This is a genomic window from Delftia deserti, assembly GCF_042653485.1.
GTDB lineage: Bacteria > Pseudomonadota > Gammaproteobacteria > Burkholderiales > Burkholderiaceae_C > Comamonas > Comamonas acidovorans.
Genome location: NZ_JBHSIH010000001.1, coordinates 604,795 through 625,582 on the forward strand (window position 1 = coordinate 604,795; position 20,788 = coordinate 625,582).

Here is a 20,788-nt window from a genome sequence, read left to right on the forward strand (position 1 = left end):
GCGGGGCGGGCATCGCAGGCCGTTACAATGCTTCGGCCCGGTTGCGGGAAAATCAGGCTTTGTGCGGCCCCCAGCGCGGCCCGCTTCCCTGCCCGCCACCCCTCTCACCGCCCTTCGATTGCCCGAGAAACGTCCACCATGCAGCGTATTCCCCTGTCCATCGTTCCCGCCATGCTGGTCGCAGGCGTTCTGACAGCCTGCTCCAGTACGCAGCAAGACCCTACTGCCAAGTGGACCCCGGACCGCATCTATACCGAGGCCCGCGACGAAGCCGCCTCCGGCGCGTTCGACAAGGCCGTTCCGCTGTTCGAGAAGCTCGAAGGCCGTGCCGCCGGCACGCCCCTGGCCCAGCAGGCCCAGCTCGACAAGGCCTATGCCCAGTACAAGAGCGGCGACAAGATCCAGGCCACCGCCACGCTGGACCGCTTCCTGAAGCTGCATCCGGCCAGCCCCGCCACCGACTACGCCCTCTATCTGAAGGGCCTGGTCAACTTCAATGACAACCTGGGCATGTTCTCCTGGCTGTCGCGCCAGGATCTGTCCGAGCGTGACCAGAAGGCCGCCAAGGACTCGTTCGAGTCCTTCCGCGAGCTGGTGACGCGCTTCCCCGAATCGCGCTACGCCGAGGATTCCCGGCTGCGCATGCAGTACATCGTCAACTCGCTGGCGCAGTACGAGGTGCATGTGGCCCGCTACTACTACGGACGCGGCGCCTACGTGGCCGCCATCGCGCGCGCGCAAACGGCCGTCAAGGACTACCAGGGCGTTCCCGCCGTGCGCGAGGCCATGCAGATCCTGGTGAATTCATACGACGCCCTGGGCATGACGCAGCTGCGCGACGACGCGCAGCGCGTGCTGACCGCCTCCTATAGCCAGGAGTCGGACCAGGACCTCACGGCAAAGCAGAAGTCGTGGTGGAAGCTGTGGTGATCTGCGGCGCAGGCTGCGCCAGCGCCTGCAGCGCCTGCAGCGCCTGCAGGGCCTGAGCAAAGGCCGCCTCGTCCACCAGTGTCCGCATGGGCGGCAGCGCGGCACGCAGCCGCCGCCCGTAACCCATGGTGGCCAAACGGGAATCACAGACCACGAGTACGCCGCGATCCGTCTCGCGCCGGATCAGGCGGCCGGCGCCCTGCTTGAGCGCCATGGCGGCCTCGGGCAGCATGTAGTCGGCAAAGGCCTGGCGGCCCACGGATTCCAGACTGCGCGAACGCGCCTCGACCAGCGGATCGTCGGGTGGCGGAAACGGCAGCTTGTCGATGACCACCAGCTGCAGCGCATCGCCCGGCAGGTCCACCCCCTCCCAGAAAGTGGCCGAGGCCACGAGAATGCAGCCCCGCCCCGGGCTCGCCCCCGTGCCTTCCCCGCCTTGCGTGCCTTCCCTGCCTTCTCCGGCCGCAATAAAGCGCTCGATCAAGGCCAGCTTGGGCGCCTGCCCCTGGACCAGCACATCGAGTTCACCAAACAGCCCCAGCGACTGCTGCAGCGCATCGCCTATGGCGTGCAGCGCCCGCAGCGTGGTCGTCAGCACCAAGGTGCGCCCGCCCAGGCGCTGGGCAGCATCCAGCGCCAGGCGCGCCACCTCGGCGCTGTGCGTGGCACTTCCGGCCTGGGCAAAGGGCCGGGGCACGTAAAGCGCCGCCTGCCGCGCATAGTCGAAGGGACTGTCCACGCGCAGCACCTGGGCCTCGCGCAGGCCGCAGGGCTCGGTGAACCAGCTCAGGCGCTCGTCGTCACCCAGCGTGGCCGAGGTGAAGATCCAGGCGGTGCCCGATGGCTGCCGGGGCAGGCCTGCAGCTTCGGGAACGGGCGCGGGCACGCCTTCTTCCTGTTCTTGTGGCTCGGGCACGGGCTGTGCATCCTCTCTCTCTTGCTCTTCCGACCCCTGCGGCTCCTGCGTCAACCCCAGCAGCCGCGTGCGCATGATGTGCGCAATGGTCAGCGGGGACTCCAGCATGCGCATCTGCTGGCTGCCCAGCTCCAGCCAGCGCACCGTGTCCTGCACGGCGGCGGCGGCGAACGTGGCCAGGCGCCGCAGCAACTCGTTGCCGCGCTCGAACAACCTGCGCAGTTCGGGGTCGCTGACCTGCAGTTGCACCAGCGGTTCCAGCAGTGCCCGCAGGCTGCGCCCCAGCGTGACCAGGGCGGTGCGCCAGCGCTGCGCGTCCAGCCCCTGCGGCGTCACGCCCTGCCAGGGCAGGCGCCCGCCCACCGGTGGCTTGCCCGCCGCCAGGCGCAGTTCGCGCAATGCCTGCTCCACACGTGCCGAGAGCTGCATCCAGTCGGCCATGCCGCGCGCCATCTCCTGGCCGGCGCGCAGCACATCGCGGGCATAGCCCGTCAGTTGCTGGCCCGACAGGCTCTGGCCCGCAAACTGCACGCCGGTGTCGTTGAGCTGGTGGGCCTCGTCCACCACGACCACGCCCACGCTGGGCAGCAACTGGGCCACGCCCGACTCGCGCACATCCAGGTCGGCAAACATCAGGTGGTGGTTGATGACCACCACGTCGGCCTCCAGCGCAGCACGGCGCGCCACGTTGACATGGCAGTCCTGCCAATGCGGGCAGTCGGAACCCAGGCAGTTGTCGCGCGTGGAAGTGACCAGGGGCAGCGCGGGCGAGCGCTCATCCAGCGCAGGCAACTCGCCCAGGTCACCCGTACGCGTGGTGCGCGCCCAGCGCTCGACCAGGGCCACGCTGCGCAGCACCTGCGGGTCCTGCGGCGCCGTGCGGCCCTGGCGCACACGCTCCAGCCGCTCCATGCACAGGTAGGCGCTGCGGCCCTTGAGGCGCGCCATGCGCAGCGGCATGCCCAACGCGGCAACGAGGCGCGGCAGATCGCGGGCATACAGCTGGTCCTGCAGCGCGCGCGTGGCCGTGGACACCAGCACGCGCTGGCCGCTGAGCAGGGCCGGCACCAGGTAGGCATAGGTCTTGCCCACGCCCGTGCCGGCCTCGACCACCAGGGTCTGGCGCTGCTCGATGGCCTGGGCCACGGCCAGGGCCATGCGGGTCTGCCCCTCGCGCGGCAGGAACAGCGCCTCGGCGCGCGACAGCAGGCCTTGCGGCGCGAAGGCCGCCTGCACGGCGGCGGTCAGGGAATGCAAAGGGCAGGTCCGTTTGTTGAAAAAGAGAGCGCCGCCGGGGTGCGACGGGCCGGTGCGGGGGACGGTGCTCCGATAATATGCGCCATGACATTGGTGTGCCCATCCACCGCCCCAAGAGCCCACCAAACCAGAGACCATGCAGCCAGCGTACCGACTCCAAGCCGCCACAGGCATCCATCGCGGTGACCGGCAATACCAGCAAGACCAGGTGATGCTCATGGCCCACCCCTATGTGCACGGCTGCCTGCTCGGCGTGCTGGCCGACGGCATGGGCGGGCGCAGTGGCGGGCGCAAGGCCTCCGACCAAGTCATGCTCACGGCGCGCCAGCTGTTCGAGCGCTTCGAGCCGGGCAAGGAGGACTGCACGGCGCTGCTGGAGAGCATCGTCCACGAGTCGCACATGGTGATCCGGCTGACGGCCATATCGGCCGAGCAGGAGCCGCACAGCACCATTGCCGCCTTCGTGCTGCTGCCCCAGGGCCGCTGCCACTGGGTGCATTCGGGCGATTCGCGCATCTACCACTACCAGGGCGCGACCATGGTCCACCGCACCAAGGACCACTCCTACGTCCAGTCCCTGGTGGACAGGGGAGAGCTCACCGAATTCGAGGCCCATGTGCACCCCAAGTCCAACATCCTGCTGGGCTGCCTCGGCACCGAGGCCGAGCCGCCCATGAGCCACCACGTGATCGAGCATGTGCATCCGGGCACCACGCTCATGGCCTGCAGCGACGGCGTCTGGCACTACTACACGGCGGAGGAACTGGGCACCGTGCTCAACGCGCTCACGCCGCGCGAGGCAACGGAGTTCCTGATCGACAAGGCACGCGTGCGCGCCCAGGGCGGGGGTGATAACCTGTCGCTGGTGGTGCTCAAGCTCGAGGCACTGGAGCCGGTGACGGCCTGACCACCGGACTCAGGGCGCAGGTGGAGCGGGCAGCGGCGCTGCCTGCGGGCCGCGCTCGCGGGCGGCATCGGCTGCGCGGGCCTTGCGCTCGGCGGCCTCTTTTTGCTTGGCCTCGAACTGGGCGCGGGCGGCGGTGCGTCGCTCCTGCTCCTGTGCGGACTGGCGCTGCTCGATCTGCGCCTGGCGATCACGCTGGTGGCTGGCCTGCTGGGCTGCGCGCTGCTGTGCGTCCTGGGCACGCTGGGCCCTGAGGGCCTGGGTGTCGCGCTGGGCGGCCGGTGGCCGCTCCTTGGCTTGCATGGACGAGGCGGCTTTCTGGGCCTTCTTGGCCTCGATATCCTCAAGGCGCTGGGCGGCGCGCTCCTTGCGCTCCTCATCGTTGAGCTGCAGCTCGCGTTCGCGCAGCGGCTTGTCCTGCTCGCGGGCTTCTTCGCGCGCCTGCCTGAGGCAGTCTTCCACGGCAAAGCGCTGATAGCACTCGGACTCCAGGCCGGTGCGCCGCCGGTCGATGACGGCACGCTGGGCCGCGATCTCGGCGCGTGCGGCCTTGCGCTCGGCCTGGACCTGCTTTGCAGCCTGGGCGCGTTCCTGCCGCGCATCGGCATCGGCATCCACGCCGGCATCCGCAGCCATCGCCGGGCCGGCCAGCACAAGGCAGGCCAGCGCAGCGCCCAGGGGAGCGGGCAGTTTCTTCAAAAGGGCGAAAGCAGAGGTAGGCAGTTTCAGCATGTACAGGTCCGGCAAACGACGCCAGCGGCCGGGACCGGCCTCAGGTCAGGCTGGTGTCCACCACACGGCGCTCCAGCGCCAGGAATTCCTTGGACTGCATCTCGTTCAGGCGCGAGACGGTGCGGGGGAACTCATGGGCCAGCGGGCCCTCAGTGTAAAGCTGCTCGGGCGGCACGGCGGCCGAGATGACCAGCTTGACCCTGCGGTCGTACAGCACGTCCACCAGCCAGGTGAAGCGCCGCGCGGGCGATGCCATGTTGACCGGCATATAGGGCACGTCGGACAGCAGCACGGTGTGGAACTGGCTTGCGATCTCCAGGTAGTCGTTCTGCGAGCGCGGGCCGCCGCACAGCTCGCGGAAGTCGAACCAGACCACGCCACCGGCGCGGCGGCGCGCACGGATCTCGCGCGCCTCGATGTGCAGCACCGGGTCTTCGTCCTTGACTTCGGCCAGCTTGTCGAAGGTTTCGGTCATGGCCGCATCGGCCTGTGCACCCAGGGGAGTGTGATAGAGCCGGGCATTTTCCAGCGTGCGGCGGCGGTAGTCCGTGCCGTTGTCCACGTTGACGACTTCCATGCGCTCGTTGAGCAGGTCGATGGCCGGCAGGATGCGGTCGCGGTGCAGGCCGCCCGGGTACAGTTCGTCGGGCTTGAAGTTGGAGGTGGTGACAAAGCCCACGCCGTTGGCGAACAGCGAGACCAGCAACCGGTGCAGGATCATCGCGTCCGTGATGTCGGCCACGTGGAATTCGTCGAAGCAGATCAGCTTGTACTTCTTGGAGATGCGGGCACCCAGCACGTCCAGCGGGTTCTGCGTGCCCTGCAGCACGGCGAGCTCGCGGTGGACCTCGCGCATGAATTCGTGGAAATGCAGGCGCACCTTGCGCCTGAGCGGCACGGCGTTGAAGAAGCAGTCCATGAGAAAGCTCTTGCCGCGCCCCACCCCGCCGTACATGTAGACGCCGCGGGGAATCTCGGGATGGTTGATGAGCTTCTTGAAGGCGTTGGAGCGGCGCTGGCGGTAGACCGCCCAGTCGTCGGCACAGCGCTGCAGCGCCTCGACGGCGCGCAACTGCGCAGGATCACTGTGAAAGCCCTTGGCTACCAGTTCGGCCTCGTAGGCCTCTCGCACTGAAACGCTCATGCAGCATCAACCATTCGCTATGTATTCAGAAGCTGAAAACGCTTGCAGGGCAAGCGCTTTCAGGTCTTTGGCTTGGGCTAGATGGCTAGCCTGGCACTCAGAAATTCAGAGTGCGCTTGTCAACGGCGAGGGCCGCTTCCTTGGTGGCCTCGGACAGCGAGGGGTGGGCGTGGCAGATGCGGGCGATGTCTTCGCTCGATGCCTTGAACTCCATGGCGACCACGGCTTCGGAGATCAGCTCCGAGACCATGGGGCCGACCATGTGCACGCCCAGGATTTCGTCGGTCTCGGCATCGGCCAGGAACTTGACCATGCCCGTGGTGTCGCCCAGGGCGCGCGCGCGGCCGTTGGCCAGGAAGGGGAAGCTGCCGGCCTTGTACTTGACGCCCTGCTCCTTGAGTTGCTGCTCGGTGCGGCCCACCCATGCGATTTCGGGGCTGGTGTAGATCACCCAGGGAATGGTGCCGAAGTTCACATGGCCATGCTGGCCGGCAATGCGCTCGGCCACGGCCACGGCCTCTTCCTCGGCCTTGTGCGCCAGCATCGGGCCGCGCACCACGTCGCCCACGGCCCAGACGCCGGGCAGGCTGGTCTTGCAGTCGTCATCGACCACGACGCAGCCGCGCTCGTCCAGTGCCAGGCCCACGGCCTCGGCATTGAGGCCGGCCGTGTTGGCGGTGCGGCCGATGGAGATGATCAGCTTGTCGGCCTCCAGCGCCTGGGCTTCACCCTTGGCGTTGGTGTAGGCGATGGACACGCCCTTCTTGCCGCTCTTGATTTCGCCGATCTTCACGCCCAGCTCGATCTTCAGGCCCTGCTTGTCGAACGCCTTCTTGGCTTCCTTGGCGATCTGCTCGTCCACGGCGGACAGGAACTTGTCCATGCCTTCGAGCACGACCACTTCCGTGCCCAGGCGGCGCCAGACCGATCCCATTTCCAGGCCGATCACGCCAGCGCCGATCAGGGCCAGCTTCTTCGGGGCCTTGCCCAGTCGCAGGGCGCCGTCGTTGGACAGGATGTTCTCTTCATCGAAAGGCACGCCGGGCAGCGCGCGGGCGCTGGAGCCCGTGGCGACCACGATCTGCTTGCCCGTCAGCACTTCCTCTTCCTTGCCGGCAACCTTGATCTCGTAGCCGCCCTCGACCGCCTTGACGAACGAGCCACGGCCGTGGAAGAAGGTGACCTTGTTCTTCTTGAACAGGTACAGGATGCCGTCGTTGTTCTGCTTCACGACCGCATCCTTGCGGGCGATCATCTTGGCCACGTCCATCTCGACCTTGCCGGTGGAGATGCCATGGTCGGCAAAGTGCAGATTGGCGTGCTCGAAGTGCTCGGACGACTGCAGCAGGGCCTTGGAGGGAATGCAGCCCACGTTGGTGCAGGTGCCGCCCGGAGCGGCGCCGCCAGCGGCGTTCTTCCACTCGTCGATACAGGCCACGTTGAAGCCCAGTTGTGCGGCACGGATGGCGGCGATGTAGCCGCCGGGGCCGGCGCCGATGACGATGACGTCGAATTGCTTGCTCATGTCAAAAATCTCTTGTCTGTAGTGCATGAAAAAACCCACCGCAGGGCACGCGGCCAAGGGTGGGTTTTCGTCGTGTCGAACCCTGTGGAATTACAGGTCGAACAGCAGGCGCGAAGGATCTTCCAGCGCGTCCTTCATGGCCACCAGGCCCAGCACGGCTTCGCGGCCGTCGATGATGCGGTGGTCATAGGACATGGCCAGATAGTTCATCGGGCGGACCACGACCTGGCCGTTCTCGACCATGGCGCGGTCCTTGGTGGCGTGCACGCCCAGGATGGCCGACTGGGGCGGGTTGATGATGGGGGTGGACATCATCGAGCCGAAGGTGCCGCCGTTGGAGATGGAGAAGGTGCCGCCGGTCATTTCTTCAATGCCCAGCTTGCCTTCGGCAGCCTTCTTGCCGAATTCGGCAATCTTCTTTTCGATGTCGGCGAAGCTCATCTGGTCTGCATTGCGCAGGATGGGCACCACCAGGCCACGGGGCGAACCCACGGCGATACCGATGTCGAAGTAGCCGTGGTAGACGATGTCGTTGCCGTCCACGGAAGCATTGAGCACGGGGTACTTCTTCAGGGCGTGCACTGCCGCCTTGACGAAGAAGGACATGAAGCCCAGCTTGGTGCCGTGTTCCTTGGTGAAGGCGTCCTGGAACTTCTTGCGCAGGTCCATCACCGGGGCCATGTTCACTTCGTTGAACGTGGTCAGGATGGCGTTGGTGGACTGCGACTGCAGCAGGCGCTCGGCCACGCGGGCACGCAGGCGGCTCATGGGCACGCGCTGCTCGGGACGGCCGCTGAGGTCTTCCTTGGCAGCGGGAGCCGACACCTGGGGCAGCGCCTTGGTGGGCACGCCGGTGGGGATGACGGCAGCCGTGGACTGCACGCCGCCCTTGATGGCGGCCAGGGCGTCGCCCTTGGTCACCCGGCCATCCTTGCCGGAGCCAGCCACGCCGGCGGCCGACAGGTTGTTCTCGGCCAGCAGCTTGGCAGCGGCGGGCATGGCGACATCACCCTTGCTGCCACCGGTGGCGGCCGCGGCTGCGGGCGCCGCAGCGGGAGCGGCTGCAGCGGCGGGAGCGGCTGCAGGAGCGGCAGCGGCCACGCCGGCCACGCCTTCGGTGTCGATCTTGGCGATCAGCTGCTCGGCCACCACGGTGGCGCCGTCACCTTGCACGATCTCGGCCAGCACGCCAGCGGCGGGCGCGGGCACTTCGAGCACGACCTTGTCGGTTTCGATCTCGATGAGGATCTCATCGACTGCAACCGCTTCGCCGGCCTTCTTCTTCCAGGTCAGCATGGTGGCCTCAGCGATGGACTCGGACAGCTGGGGAACTTTGACTTCAACGATAGCCATTTGTGATTCTTTCCAAAAGTGTTCTGTACTGATACGTAGCGGGTGGGGGCTGCCTTACTTGTTCAGGACAAAACCCTTGAGCTTGGAGAACGCGCCTTCCACCAGGGCCTTTTGCTGCTCCTGGTGCAGGTGTGCGTAACCCACGGCGGGCGATGCGGAGGCAGCGCGGCCGGAGTAGCCCAGCTTCTGGCCATCGAGCATGTTCTCGTGGATGTAGTGCTGCACGAAGAACCAGGCGCCCTGGTTCTGCGGCTCGTCCTGGCACCAGACGATCTCGGTGGCGTTGCCGAACTTCTTGAGTTCAGCGGCGAAGGCCTTGTGCGGGAAGGGGTACAGCTGTTCGACGCGGATGATGGCGACGTCCTTGCTTTCCTTCTCGGCGCGCTTCTTGACCAGGTCGTAGTAGACCTTGCCCGAGCATGCGATCACGCGCTTGACCTTGGCCGCGTTCTTCACGACGGCTTCGTCCTGCTCGGGGATCACGGTCTGGAAGCCACCGCTGGTGAACTCGGACAGCGGCGAGGTCGCATCCTTGTTACGCAGCAGCGACTTGGGCGTCATGATGACCAGCGGCTTGCGCAGCGGGCGCACCATCTGGCGACGCAGCACGTGGAAGATCTGGCTGGCCGTGGTGGGCTGCACGATCTGCATGTTGGCGTCGGCGGCCAGCTGCATGAAGCGCTCCAGGCGTGCCGAGCTGTGCTCGGGGCCCTGGCCTTCATAGCCGTGCGGCAGCATCAGCGTCAGGCCGTTGATGCGTCCCCACTTGACTTCACCGGAGGCGATGAACTGGTCGATCACCACCTGGGCGCCGTTGGCGAAGTCGCCGAACTGGGCTTCCCAGATCACCAGGGTGTTGGGATCGTTCGACGCGTAGCCGTACTCGAAGCCCAGCACGGCCTCTTCGGACAGGATGGAGTCGATGACGGTGAACGGAGCCTGGCTGTCGGCCACGTTCTGCAGCGGGATGTAGGTGCCTTCGCTCCACTTTTCACGCTTTTGGTCATGGATGACCGAATGGCGGTGGGTGAAGGTGCCGCGGCCGCAGTCCTCGCCCGACAGGCGCACGGGGTAGCCCGATGCGACCAGCGATGCGAAGGCCATGTGCTCGCCCATGCCCCAGTCCACGTTGACGTCGCCGCGGCCCATGGCTGCGCGGTCGTCATAGACCTTCTTGACCAGCGCGTGCGGCGTCACGGTCTCGGGGATGGTGGTGATGCGTTCGGCCAGGCGCTTCCATTCGGTCAGCGGGATGGCGGTGTCGCCAGCGTCGGTCCAGGTCTTGCCCAGGAACGGGCTCCAGTCCACGGCGTACTTGCTCTTGAAGTTCGTCAGCACCGGGTCCACGGTGTGGCGGCCTTCGTCCATGGCGGCGCGGTAGGCCTTGGCCATGTCGTCGCCCAGCGTCTCGCCCAGGCCTTGCGTGGCCAGCTTGTCGGCGTACAGCTTGCGGGTACCGGGGTGGGCGCCGATCTTCTTGTACATCAGCGGCTGGGTCAGGGCAGGCGTGTCCTGCTCGTTGTGGCCCAGCTTGCGGAAGCAGACGATATCCACGACCACGTCCTTGGAGAATTCCATGCGGAATTCCAGCGCCAGCTGCACGGCCAGTGCCACGGCTTCCGGATCATCGCCGTTCACGTGCAGCACGGGCGACTCGATCATCTTGACGATGTCGGTGCAGTACAGCGTGGAGCGGGTATCGCGCGGATCGGAGGTGGTGAAGCCGATCTGGTTGTTGATGATGATGTGCACCGTACCGCCCGTGGTGTAGCCACGGGTCTGGGCCAGCGCCAGGGTTTCCTGGTTCACGCCCTGACCGGCAAAGGCGGCATCGCCGTGCACCAGCACGGGCAGCACCTGCTTGCCGTGCGGGTCGTCGCGGCGGTCCATGCGCGAGCGCACCGAGCCTTCGACCACGGGGTTGACGATTTCCAGGTGCGAGGGATTGAAGGCCAGCGACAGGTGGACAGGGCCGCCGGCGGTGGACACATCGGAGCTGAAGCCCTGGTGGTACTTCACGTCGCCCGAGGGCAGGTCTTCGGGAGCGGTGTGATCGAACTCGGCAAACAGGTCCTTGGGCATCTTGCCCAGGGTGTTGACCAGCACGTTCAGGCGGCCGCGGTGGGCCATGCCGATCACGACTTCCTGCACGCCCTTCTGGCCGGCAGCGTTGATCAGCTCGTCCATGGCGACGATGAAGCTTTCGCCACCTTCCAGCGAGAAGCGCTTCTGGCCGACGTACTTGGTGTGCAGGTAGCGTTCCAGGCCTTCGGCAGCCGTCAGGCGGTCGAGGATGCGCTTTTTCCGGCTGGCGTCAAAGCTGGGCTTGGTACGGCTGGTTTCCAGCTTTTGCTGCCACCAGCGCTTTTGCGTCTGGTCGGTGGCATACATGTACTCGGTGCCCAGGGTGCCGCAGTAGGTCTCGCGCAGCGCGTTCATCAGCTCGCGCAGCGACATGCTTTCCTTGCCGAAGAAGGTGTTGCTCGTGTTGAACACCGTTTCCTGGTCGGCATCGGTGAAGCCGTAGAACGACGGCTCAAGCTCGGGAATTTCGGGGCGCTCGGTGCGCTTGAGGGGATCGAGATCGGCCCAGCGTGCGCCGACATTGCGGTAGGCGGCGATCAGCTGCTGGACGGCGGTGCGCTTGCGGCCCAGCTCGGAGTCGGCGCCGGAGGCCACGACCACCTTGGTGCCGCCTTGCTTGGCGCGCTCGGCGAAAGCGTTGATGACGGGCTGGTGCGGGACGTCCTTGGAGTCCGTGCCGTCGACTGCGGGCACATGTTGCAGTGCATCAAAGTACTCGCGCCAGGAATCCGGCACGCTACCGGGGTTGGCCAGGTAGTTCTCGTACATTTCTTCGACGTAGGGGGCATTGCCGCCGAAGAGGTAAGTATTGCCTTGATAGGCTTGGTAGACCGACGTCTGATCGCTCATATTGCGCTGACCTCCGCCTCCCTGAAGGAGGCATTAGCTGGTTTGTAGAACCTTCCGCGACACGGCTGTACCGATTGGCGGATGCGACTGTGGCTGGGGAAGGGCCTGGTTGCGACCGCCATTGTGCCACCGTTCAAACATCGCAGCAGGGCAGTTACCAAGCGATTACCTGGACCCTCCGGGAGTTCCCGCAGTCGCGTACATTGGCGCATCTTCCGAACGGACCGACAGATGAACCTGCTGCCCCTACACAAACGCACTTTCATGCTGCTGCTGATCGCGGCGACCATCGGCTTCGGCGCCGTGCTCTGGGAGTTCATGGGGGCCATTTTCTGGGGCGTCGCCCTGGCCATCCTGTTCTCGCCGCTGCACCGGCGCCTGCTGGCGCGCATGCCCCGGCGCACCAATCTCGCCGCCCTGTCCACCCTGCTGCTGTGCCTGGTGATCGCCATCCTGCCGCTGGCGCTGATCGGCGCCTCGCTGGTGCGCGAGGCCTCGGTGATCTATGAGCGCGTCAACAGCGGCAACCTCGACGCGGGCACCTATCTGCAACAGATCATGGATGCCCTGCCCTCCTGGGTGACGCCCTGGCTGGAGAGGTTGCACCTGGGCTCGCTGGCCGAGCTGCAGGACAAGCTGTCCAGCATCGCCATGCAGGCCTCCAAGCTGGCGGCCACCAAGGCGCTGGGCATAGGCCAGAACACCTTCGGCTTCCTGGTGGGCTTTTGCGTGATGCTGTACCTGCTGTTCTTCCTGCTGCGCGACGGCCGTGACCTGACCCAGCGCATCCGCATGGCCATTCCGCTGCAGGCCGACCACAAGGCCGAGCTGTCGAGCAAGTTCACCACCGTGATCCGCGCCACCGTCAAGGGCAACCTGGCCGTGGCCGCCTCCCAGGGCGCGCTGGGCGGGCTGATCTTCTGGATCCTGGGCATCCAGGGCCCCGTGCTGTGGGGCGTGGTCATGGCCTTCCTCTCGCTGCTGCCCGCCGTGGGCGCGGGCCTGATCTGGGCACCCGTGGCCATCTACTTCCTGGCCACGGGCGCCGTGGGCAAGGGCGTGATCCTGATCGCCTACGGCGTGCTGGTGATCGGCCTGGTGGACAACGTGCTGCGCCCGCTGCTGGTGGGCAAGGACACGAAGATGCCCGACTACATCGTGCTGATCTCGACGCTGGGCGGCATGGCTCTCTTCGGACTGACGGGTTTTGTGATAGGGCCCGTGATCGCGGCCCTGTTCATGGCGATCTGGGACATGTTCACGCGCATGCAAGTGCAGGATGAGGAAAAGCGCCGCCAAATCGCAAAATCGATGGCCCAGGCAGGTGTGGTGCATGCTGAATATCAGACATCGGATGATATGGACCTCAAGCAAGAACCGCACGATCCCCGCCCGCCCGCACGCTGAGCCTGCTCCGGCCCCTCCCTCTGGGCAGGGACCGGAAATCAAATTCCAGGCCTTCAACGGTTGCAAATGGATCGCATTCGCGCAATAGCCAGGATTGATCGAATTCATTAATCCATCCAATGAATGGCGGATTGATATAAAACAAAATGTCCGAAGCCCTGAATCCAGATAATCATTTCACCTGATGATCCCGCCGGGCGGCGCCCCGGCAAGCCCCGCGCAGCAAGGGCTGGCGTGGAGCTTGCGCGCGAATGCCGCACAGGCGGACTCAGGATTAAGGGTTATTTCCCGGATTGATTCCGGGGTGCACTCGTAGAATTTGCTTACAAGCGTCAATTTCTATTAGAAGGTACCCCACATGGTCCAATTCTCCAGACGCCAGTTCATGAAAGTGACTGGTTCGACTCTGGCCGGATCCAGCCTGGCGTTGATGGGCTTCTCGCCCACTGCCGCCCTGGCTGAAGTGCGCCAGTTCAAGCTGGCCGCCACCACGGTCACCCGCCAGACCTGTACCTACTGCTCGGTAGGCTGCGGCATCCTGATGTATTCGCTGAGCGACGGCGTCAAGAACGCCAAGCTGTCGGTGATCCACGTCGAGGGCGATCCGGACCACCCCGTCAACCGCGGCACGCTGTGTCCCAAGGGCGCTTCGCTGCTGGATTTCGTCCACAGCCCGCACCGCCTGAAGTACCCCGAGTACCGCGCCCCCGGCTCCAGCGAGTGGAAGCGCATGTCCTGGGACGAGGCGCTGACGCGCATCACCAAGCTGCTCAAGGACGATCGCGACGCGAACTTCGTCGAGCAAAACGACAAGGGCCAGACGGTGAACCGCTGGCTGACCACCGGCATGCTGGCCGCCTCGGCCTCCAGCAACGAAGCCGGTTACGTCACGCACAAGGTTGCCCGTTCCTGGGGCCTGCTCGCACTCGATAACCAAGCACGTGTCTGACACGGCCCGACGGTGGCAGGTCTTGCCCCGACGTTTGGCCGTGGAGCGATGACGAACCATTGGGTCGACATCAAGAACGCGGACGTTATCCTGATCATGGGCGGCAATGCCGCTGAAGCACATCCCTGCGGTTTCAAGTGGGTGACCGAAGCGAAGGAGCACAACGGTGCGCACTTCATGGTGGTCGATCCGCGCTTCAACCGCTCCGCCTCCGTGGCCGATTTCTACGCCCCCATCCGGTCGGGCTCGGACATCGTGTTCCTGGGTGGCGTGATCAACTATCTGCTCACGAACGACAAGATCCATCACGAATACGTGAGGAACTACACCGACTTCTCGTACATCGTGAAGGAGGAGTTCGCGTTCGACGAAGGCATCTTCTCGGGCTACGACCCGCAGACACGCAAATACGACAAGTCCAGCTGGGACTACGAACTCGACGCCGACGGCTACGTGAAGGTGGACGCCAGCCTGCAGCATCCGCGCTGCGTGTACCAATGGCTCAAGCGCCACTACGCCAGCTACACGCCCGAGAAGGTGGAGAGCGCCTGCGGCACGCCCAAGGAAAAATTCCTGCACGTGTGCGAGAAGCTGGCATCGACCGCCGTGCCGGGTCGCGTCGCGACCATCCTGTACGCACTGGGCTGGACACAGCACACCACGGGCGCGCAGATCCTGCGCACGGGTGCCATGGTCCAGCTGCTGCTGGGCAATATCGGCGTGGCCGGTGGCGGCATGAACGCGCTGCGCGGGCACTCCAACATCCAGGGCCTGACGGACCTGGGCATCCTGTCGGCCTCGCTGCCCGGCTACCTGACGCTGCCCAACGAGGGCGAGCAGGACTACCAGAAGTACATCGACGCGCGCACGCCCAAGGCCATGCGCCCGGGCCAGATGAACTACTGGTCGAACACGCCCAAGTTCCACGTGAGCCTGATGAAGGCCTGGTGGGGACCGGCGGCCACGGCCGAGAACAACTGGGCCTTCAACTACCTGCCCAAGCTGGACAGGCAGTACGACATGCTGCAGGTGTTCGACCTGATGGCGCAGGGCAAGATCAACGGCTACATCGCCCAGGGATTCAACCCGCTGGCGGCCCTTGCGAACAGCAACAATGTACGCGAAGGCCTCAAGAAGCTGAAGTTCCTGGTGATCATGGACCCGCTGGTCACCGAGACATCGGAGTTCTGGCAGAACCACGGCGAGTTCAACGACGTGGATCCGGCATCGATCCAGACCGAGGTGTTCCGTCTGCCCACGACCTGCTTTGCCGAGGAGGACGGCGCCGTCGTCAGCTCCTCGCGCGTGCTGCAGTGGCACTGGAAGGCGGCCGAGCCCCCGGGCGAGGCCAAGACCGACATTGCCATCATGTCGGCCCTGCACCTGCGCCTGAAGCAGGCCTATGAGAAGGACGGCGGCAAGTTCCCCGAGCCGATCACCAAGCTGTGGTGGCCCTACGCCCATGCCGATCATCCGACCTCGGAAGAGATCGCCAAGGAGTACAACGGCCGCGCGCTGGTGGACCTGTTCGACCCCAAGGACCCGACCAAGCTCATCCGCAAGGCCGGCGAGCAGCTGGCCGGCTTCGGCGAGATGCGCGACGACGGCACGACGATGGGCGGCTGCTGGATCTGGGCAGGCTGCTGGACCTCGTCCGGCAACCAGATGGCCCGGCGCGACAACAGCGACCCCACGGGCATAGGCAACACGCTGAACTGGGCCTGGGCCTGGCCGGCCAACCGCCGCGTGCTCTACAACCGCGCCTCCTGCGACCGCAACGGCCAGCCGTTCGACCCCAAGCGCACGCTGATCCGCTGGAACGGCAAGGCCTGGGGCGGCGCCGACGTGCCCGACATGGGCCCGACCATGCCGCCGGAGACCACCGATCCGTTCATCATGAACCCCGAGGGCGTGGCGCGTTTCTTCGCCCGCAAGGGCATGAACGAGGGACCGTTCCCCACCCACTACGAGGCCTTCGACAACCCGCTGGGATACAACCCCATGTATCCCGACAACAAGCTGGCGGTCATCAACCCGGCCACGCGCATCTTCGACTCCGTCAAGGATTCGGCGGGCTCGCCCAGCGAGTTCCCGCACGTGGGCACGACGTACCGCCTGACCGAGCACTTCCACTACTGGACCAAGCACGTTCAGCTGAACAACATCGTTCAGCCCGAGCAGTTCGTGGAGATCGGCGAGGCGCTGGCCAAGGAACTGGGCATCGAGACCGGCCAGCATGTGAAGGTCAGCTCCAAGCGCGGCTTCGTCAAGGCCGCCGCCGTGGTGACCAAGCGCATCAAGCCCATGAAGATCGATGGCAAGACCATCCACCACGTGGGCGTGCCCATCCACTGGGGCTTCTCGTCGACGGGCCGCAAGGGCTACATGGCCAACAACCTGACGGCATCGGTGGGCGATGGCAACAGCCTTACCCCGGAATCCAAGACCTTCCTCGTGAAGGTGGAAAAGGTTTAAGGAGCAGCTGATGTCATCAACCATGTCTCTCGATATCAAGCGTCGCTCGGCCACGACGACGCCTGCTCCCAGTGCGCGCGAAACGCACAGCGGCGAGGTGGCCAAGCTCATCGATGTCTCCAAGTGCATCGGGTGCAAGGCCTGCCAGACCGCCTGCATGGAGTGGAACGACCTGCGCGACGAAATCGGAACCTGCGCGGCCGGCGTCTATGACAACCCGACCGATCTGACCGATCAGTCGTGGACCGTCATGCGCTTTACCGAGTACGAGAACGAAGCGACAGGCAACCTGGAGTGGCTGATCCGCAAGGACGGCTGCATGCACTGCGAGGACCCGGGCTGTCTGAAGGCCTGCCCCTCGCCGGGCGCCATCGTGCAGTACAGCAACGGCATCGTGGACTTCCAGCAGGACCAGTGCGTGGGCTGTGGCTACTGCGTCACGGGCTGCCCGTTCAACATCCCGCGCATCTCCAAGAAGGACCACAAGGCCTACAAGTGCACGCTGTGCTCGGACCGCGTGGCCGTCGGCCGCGAGCCTGCCTGCGTCAAGACCTGCCCCACGGGCGCCATCATGTTCGGCACCAAGGAGGCGATGAAGGACCAGGCCGAGCACCGCATCGGCGACCTCAAGCGGCGCGGCTATGCCGAAGCGGGCCTGTATGACCCGCAAGGCGTGGGCGGCACCCATGTGATGTACGTGCTGCATCACGCGGACAAGCCTTCGCTGTACAAGGGCCTGCCCGACGACCCGAAGATCAGCCCCATGGTGTCCCTGTGGAAGGGCGTGGCCAAGCCGCTGGCCATGGCCGCGCTGGGCGCAGCTGCCGTCGGCAGCCTGTTCCACTACATCACCAAGGGCCCGAACGACGTGTCCAAGGAACTGGAAGACGAAATGGACCGCAAGGACCAGGAAGCCGCTGAAAAGGAGGCCCGCCGATGAAACGCAACCCACGTGACCTGGTGCGCTACAACGCATCGGAGCGTGCCAACCACTGGGTGGTCGGCATCTGCTTCATCCTGCTGGCGCTGTCGGGCCTGGCGTTCTTCCACCCGGCCTTCTTCCCGCTCACGCAGCTGTTCGGCGGCGGGCCGTGGACGCGCATCCTGCACCCCTACATCGGGGTGGTGATGGCGCTGTTCTTCATCATCATGGCGCTGCGCTTCTGGCGCCTGAACGTGGTGGAGCCGCGCGACATCGAGTGGCTCAAGAACGTCGACAAGATGATCGACGGCGACGACCATGACATGCCCGAGCAGGGCAAGTACAACGGCGGCCAGAAGCTGCTGTTCTGGGGCTTGGTCATCGGCATGCTGGCGATCACCGTGACCGGCGCGCTCATGTGGCGCGCCTGGTGGACGCTGCCCGTCAACGTGGTACGCGCCGCCTCGGTGGTGCATGCCATTGCGGGCGTGTGGATGATCGGCCTGATCATCATGCACGTCTATGCGGCCATCTGGACCCGGGGCACCATCCGCGCCATGCTGTACGGCACGGTGACGCGGGCCTGGGCCAAGCAGCACCACCGGGGGTGGTATCGCAAGATGACCGGGGACAACGACTGAGCCCCCTGAGCGGCTGCGCCGCTTCCCCCTCTCGCTTCGCGGGGGGGGACGGCACCCTCGGTGCGGGGCGGCCCTTCCTCGGTGCCCCTGATCTGGGGCACGCCGGTTTCATAGGCCAAGGACAATGCGCAACCCCGTGTTAGCCTTTCGCCTGAAGCCACCAGCCGCCCGGCGTCCCTGGACGCTGGGCGATTGTCTTTTTGGAACATTCCAATGCAACGCATTCTTCAACCCGGCGATATCGAGTCGCTGGACCACACCAGTTTTCCGCGCGTGCTGCTGCCGCAGTTGCCGGGGCTGTTCGTCGAGCGGGCAGCGCGGCTGCGGCAGCTGGCCGAGGGCAATCCGATTGCCGACTACCTGCGGTTCGTGGCGCAGATCGTGGACGCGCAGGCCAAGGCGGCCGGGCAGTTGACGCTGGCCGAGCCCGATGCGGCGCTGATCGCACGGGCGCAGGAGCATTCCATGCCGCTGCTGCCTGCCGCCGACCATATCGATGACGCCTGGCATGGCGTGCTCGACCGCATGCTCGATGCCCTGTCGGGCGCCGATGGCCTGCCGGAGCCGCTGCAGCCGCTGCTGCAGGAGCTGCGCGCGCTGGACACGGCCGGGCGTGACGAGATCGCGCAGCGGCTGCTGCAAAAGGAAGTGGCGGCCCGCCACGTGGGCATGGCGCCCTTTGTGATGGCTGCGCTGCAGGTGGTGTTTGCCACGCGCGCCAGCGGCCTGAGCGCACGCGACGTGCCCTATACCGATCCCGCCTCGATCTGCCCCGTCTGCGCCAGCGAGCCCGTGGCCAGCGTGCTGCGCATCGGCGGCAAGGCGGCAGGCCACCGCTACCTGCACTGCGGCACCTGCTGCACGGAGTGGCACATGGTGCGCGTCAAGTGCTCGCACTGCGAATCGACCAAGGGCGTCGAATACCAGGGCATCGATGGCGCCGGCGATACCGTGCTGGCCGAGACCTGCGAGGAATGCGGCAGCTACCGCAAGGTGGTCAACCAGGAAAAGGACCCGATGGCCGAGCCCCTGGCCGACGACCTGGCCTCGCTGATGCTGGACCTGCTGATGGGCGAGGAGACGCGCTTTCAGCGCGCAAGCGCCAATCCCCTGCTCTACGTGGCCTTTGCCGAGGAGCAGGACGAGGCCGGCGACGCGCTGATCGACCCTGCAACGCCTGCCTCCTGATACCGCCCGAAAGCGCCTGACGCTGAGTGACACCCGTGCCCACACCATGACCGATACCGCCGCCACCTCTGCCGCTCCCACCGCTCCGTCCGCGCTGCGCCTGCCTGCCGTGGACAAGGTGCTGCTGAGCACCGACATGCTCGCGCTGCGCGAGCGCCACGGCCTCGATGCATGCACCCAGGCCGTGCGCGAATCCCTGGCGCAGATGCGAGCCGATGCGCAGGAGCGGCTGCGGTCGGGCGAGCCCGATGCAGGCGCACCCGGCATCACTGAGGTGGTCCAGGCGGCCGGCCTGCGCCTGGCGCAGCGCTTTGCGCCCCGGCTGCGCACGGTCTTCAACCTCACGGGCACGGTGCTGCACACCAACCTGGGCCGCGCCCTGCTGCCGCAGGAGGCGGTGGACGCCGTGGTGGCGGCCATGACCGCGCCGGCCAACCTGGAGTACGACCTGGAAGACGGCGGTCGTGGCGACCGCGACGACCTGATCGAATCCCTGGTCTGCGAACTCACGGGCGCCGAGGCCTGCACCGTCGTCAACAACAACGCCGCCGCCGTGCTGCTGACCCTGGCCGAGCTGGCGGCCGGGCGCGAGGTCATCGTCTCGCGCGGCGAGCTGGTGGAGATCGGCGGGGCCTTCCGCATTCCCGACGTGATGACGCGCGCGGGCGCCACCCTGGTCGAGGTGGGCACCACCAACCGCACCCATGCGCGCGACTACGAAGGCGCTGTCGGCGAGCACACCGGCCTGCTCATGAAGGTGCATTGCAGCAACTACGCCATCACGGGCTTCACCAAGGCCGTGAGCGACGCCGAGGTGGCCGCCATTGCCCATGCGCACGGCCTGCAGATGGTGGTGGACCTGGGCAGCGGCACCCTGGTCGATCTGCGCGAATGGGGCCTGCCCTACGAGGTCACGGTGCGCGAGACCATCGAGTCGGGCGCCGACATCGTCACCTTCAGCGGCGACAAGCTGCTGGGCGGCCCGCAGGCCGGCCTGATCGTGGGCCGCAGGGACCTGATCGCCCGCATCAAGAAACACCCGCTCAAGCGCGCACTGCGCGTGAGCAAGCTCACCCTGGCCGCGCTGGAGCCCACGCTGCGCCTGTACCTGCACCCCGAAAAGCTGGCCGAGCGCCTGACCACGCTGCGCCTGTTCACGCGGCCCCAGGCCGACATGCAGGCCCGCGCGCAGGCCCTGCAGCCGCTGGTGCAGCAGGCGCTGGGCAGCCGCTACGTGGTGGAAACCGCCGAGATGAACAGCCAGATCGGCAGCGGCGCCCTGCCCGTGGAGAACCTGCCCAGCTGGGGCCTGCGCCTGCATCCGGCCGACGGTCGCCAGGCCGGCCGCCAGCTCACCCGGCTGGAGGCGGGCTTGCGCGGCCTGCCGCGCCCCGTCATCGGCCGGCTGCATGATGACGCTCTGTGGCTGGACCTGCGCTGCCTGGAGGCGGCCGACGAGCCGGCCTTCACCGAACAGTTGCCGCTGCTGCACATCGCCTGAGGACGAACGC

The 20,788-nt window shown here is 66.2% G+C and carries 14 protein-coding genes; 8 read left to right on the forward strand and 6 right to left on the reverse strand.

What is annotated here, in order from left to right:
- Positions 1–138 precede the first annotated feature (138 nt).
- Positions 139–930, forward strand: a complete 792-nt coding sequence (locus tag ACFPFG_RS03030; RefSeq protein WP_183017858.1) for an outer membrane protein assembly factor BamD — start codon at positions 139–141, stop codon at positions 928–930.
- On the opposite strand, the gene ACFPFG_RS03035 is transcribed toward ACFPFG_RS03030, so the two are convergent.
- The gene (locus ACFPFG_RS03035) at positions 893–3,103 is read right to left on the reverse strand and encodes an ATP-dependent DNA helicase (RefSeq protein WP_380104978.1); all 2,211 of its coding nucleotides are present in this window, start codon (positions 3,101–3,103) and stop codon (positions 893–895) included. The two genes, ACFPFG_RS03030 and ACFPFG_RS03035, sit on opposite strands and share 38 nt — an antisense overlap.
- A gap of 136 nt (positions 3,104–3,239) precedes the next feature.
- Here ACFPFG_RS03035 and ACFPFG_RS03040 point away from each other — a divergent pair, with 136 nt between their 5' ends.
- Positions 3,240–4,010, forward strand: coding sequence for a PP2C family protein-serine/threonine phosphatase (locus tag ACFPFG_RS03040; RefSeq protein ID WP_012205334.1), 771 nt, complete (start codon positions 3,240–3,242; stop codon positions 4,008–4,010).
- Between the two features lie 9 nt (positions 4,011–4,019).
- On the opposite strand, the gene ACFPFG_RS03045 is transcribed toward ACFPFG_RS03040, so the two are convergent.
- The 5 genes from ACFPFG_RS03045 to ACFPFG_RS03065 all read right to left on the reverse strand — a co-directional run bounded on the left by ACFPFG_RS03045 (position 4,020) and on the right by ACFPFG_RS03065 (position 11,695).
- Positions 4,020–4,739, reverse strand: coding sequence for a hypothetical protein (locus ACFPFG_RS03045; protein ID WP_380104981.1), 720 nt, complete (start codon positions 4,737–4,739; stop codon positions 4,020–4,022).
- A 40-nt stretch (positions 4,740–4,779) separates the two neighbouring features.
- Complete coding sequence (zapE, locus tag ACFPFG_RS03050) at positions 4,780–5,883, reverse strand: cell division protein ZapE (RefSeq protein WP_013802657.1); 1,104 nt, start codon at positions 5,881–5,883, stop codon at positions 4,780–4,782.
- Positions 5,884–5,980: 97 nt separating this feature from the next.
- Entirely contained in the window at positions 5,981–7,408 is a 1,428-nt protein-coding gene (lpdA, locus tag ACFPFG_RS03055; RefSeq protein ID WP_183017854.1) for a dihydrolipoyl dehydrogenase, read from the reverse strand.
- 90 nt (positions 7,409–7,498) lie between these two features.
- Positions 7,499–8,761 (reverse strand): 2-oxoglutarate dehydrogenase complex dihydrolipoyllysine-residue succinyltransferase, encoded by a 1,263-nt coding sequence (gene odhB / locus ACFPFG_RS03060; protein WP_183017852.1) that lies wholly within the window; start codon positions 8,759–8,761, stop codon positions 7,499–7,501.
- Between the two features lie 54 nt (positions 8,762–8,815).
- Positions 8,816–11,695: a 2-oxoglutarate dehydrogenase E1 component gene (locus ACFPFG_RS03065; RefSeq protein WP_183017851.1), complete on the reverse strand. Its 2,880-nt coding sequence runs from the start codon at positions 11,693–11,695 to the stop codon at positions 8,816–8,818.
- 231 nt (positions 11,696–11,926) lie between these two features.
- Here ACFPFG_RS03065 and ACFPFG_RS03070 point away from each other — a divergent pair, with 231 nt between their 5' ends.
- The 6 genes from ACFPFG_RS03070 (at position 11,927) to selA (ending at position 20,778) form a co-directional block, all read left to right on the forward strand.
- A complete protein-coding gene (locus ACFPFG_RS03070) occupies positions 11,927–13,102 on the forward strand; it encodes an AI-2E family transporter (protein ID WP_380104984.1) in 1,176 nt (391 codons plus the stop codon).
- A 358-nt stretch (positions 13,103–13,460) separates the two neighbouring features.
- A complete protein-coding gene (fdnG, locus tag ACFPFG_RS03075; protein WP_183017849.1) occupies positions 13,461–16,526 on the forward strand; it encodes a formate dehydrogenase-N subunit alpha in 3,066 nt (1,021 codons plus the stop codon).
- 10 nt (positions 16,527–16,536) lie between these two features.
- Entirely contained in the window at positions 16,537–17,466 is a 930-nt protein-coding gene (fdxH, locus tag ACFPFG_RS03080) for a formate dehydrogenase subunit beta (protein ID WP_012205325.1), read from the forward strand.
- Entirely contained in the window at positions 17,463–18,089 is a 627-nt protein-coding gene (locus ACFPFG_RS03085; RefSeq protein ID WP_183017848.1) for a formate dehydrogenase subunit gamma, read from the forward strand. The genes fdxH and ACFPFG_RS03085 overlap by 4 nt, the downstream gene beginning before the upstream one ends.
- Before the next feature lie 213 nt (positions 18,090–18,302).
- Positions 18,303–19,277, forward strand: a complete 975-nt coding sequence (gene fdhE, locus ACFPFG_RS03090; RefSeq protein ID WP_197956400.1) for a formate dehydrogenase accessory protein FdhE — start codon at positions 18,303–18,305, stop codon at positions 19,275–19,277.
- Between the two features lie 46 nt (positions 19,278–19,323).
- Complete coding sequence (selA, locus tag ACFPFG_RS03095; protein WP_197956401.1) at positions 19,324–20,778, forward strand: L-seryl-tRNA(Sec) selenium transferase; 1,455 nt, start codon at positions 19,324–19,326, stop codon at positions 20,776–20,778.
- The last annotated feature ends 10 nt before the right edge of the window (positions 20,779–20,788 follow it).

Bases quoted from the DNA above. Each gene is read 5' to 3' on its own strand.
- ACFPFG_RS03065 (WP_183017851.1), bottom strand. From the start codon at position 11,695: ATGAGCGATCAGACGTCGGTCTACCAAGCCTATCAAGGCAATACTTAC.
- fdhE (WP_197956400.1), top strand. From the start codon at position 18,303: ATGCAACGCATTCTTCAACCCGGCGATATCGAGTCGCTGGACCACACC.
- selA (WP_197956401.1), top strand. From the start codon at position 19,324: ATGACCGATACCGCCGCCACCTCTGCCGCTCCCACCGCTCCGTCCGCG.
- fdxH (WP_012205325.1), top strand. From the start codon at position 16,537: ATGTCATCAACCATGTCTCTCGATATCAAGCGTCGCTCGGCCACGACG.
- ACFPFG_RS03030 (WP_183017858.1), top strand. From the start codon at position 139: ATGCAGCGTATTCCCCTGTCCATCGTTCCCGCCATGCTGGTCGCAGGC.
- ACFPFG_RS03045 (WP_380104981.1), bottom strand. From the start codon at position 4,739: ATGCTGAAACTGCCTACCTCTGCTTTCGCCCTTTTGAAGAAACTGCCC.
- lpdA (WP_183017854.1), bottom strand. From the start codon at position 7,408: ATGAGCAAGCAATTCGACGTCATCGTCATCGGCGCCGGCCCCGGCGGC.
- zapE (WP_013802657.1), bottom strand. From the start codon at position 5,883: ATGAGCGTTTCAGTGCGAGAGGCCTACGAGGCCGAACTGGTAGCCAAG.
- odhB (WP_183017852.1), bottom strand. From the start codon at position 8,761: ATGGCTATCGTTGAAGTCAAAGTTCCCCAGCTGTCCGAGTCCATCGCT.
- ACFPFG_RS03070 (WP_380104984.1), top strand. From the start codon at position 11,927: ATGAACCTGCTGCCCCTACACAAACGCACTTTCATGCTGCTGCTGATC.
- ACFPFG_RS03085 (WP_183017848.1), top strand. From the start codon at position 17,463: ATGAAACGCAACCCACGTGACCTGGTGCGCTACAACGCATCGGAGCGT.
- ACFPFG_RS03040 (WP_012205334.1), top strand. From the start codon at position 3,240: ATGCAGCCAGCGTACCGACTCCAAGCCGCCACAGGCATCCATCGCGGT.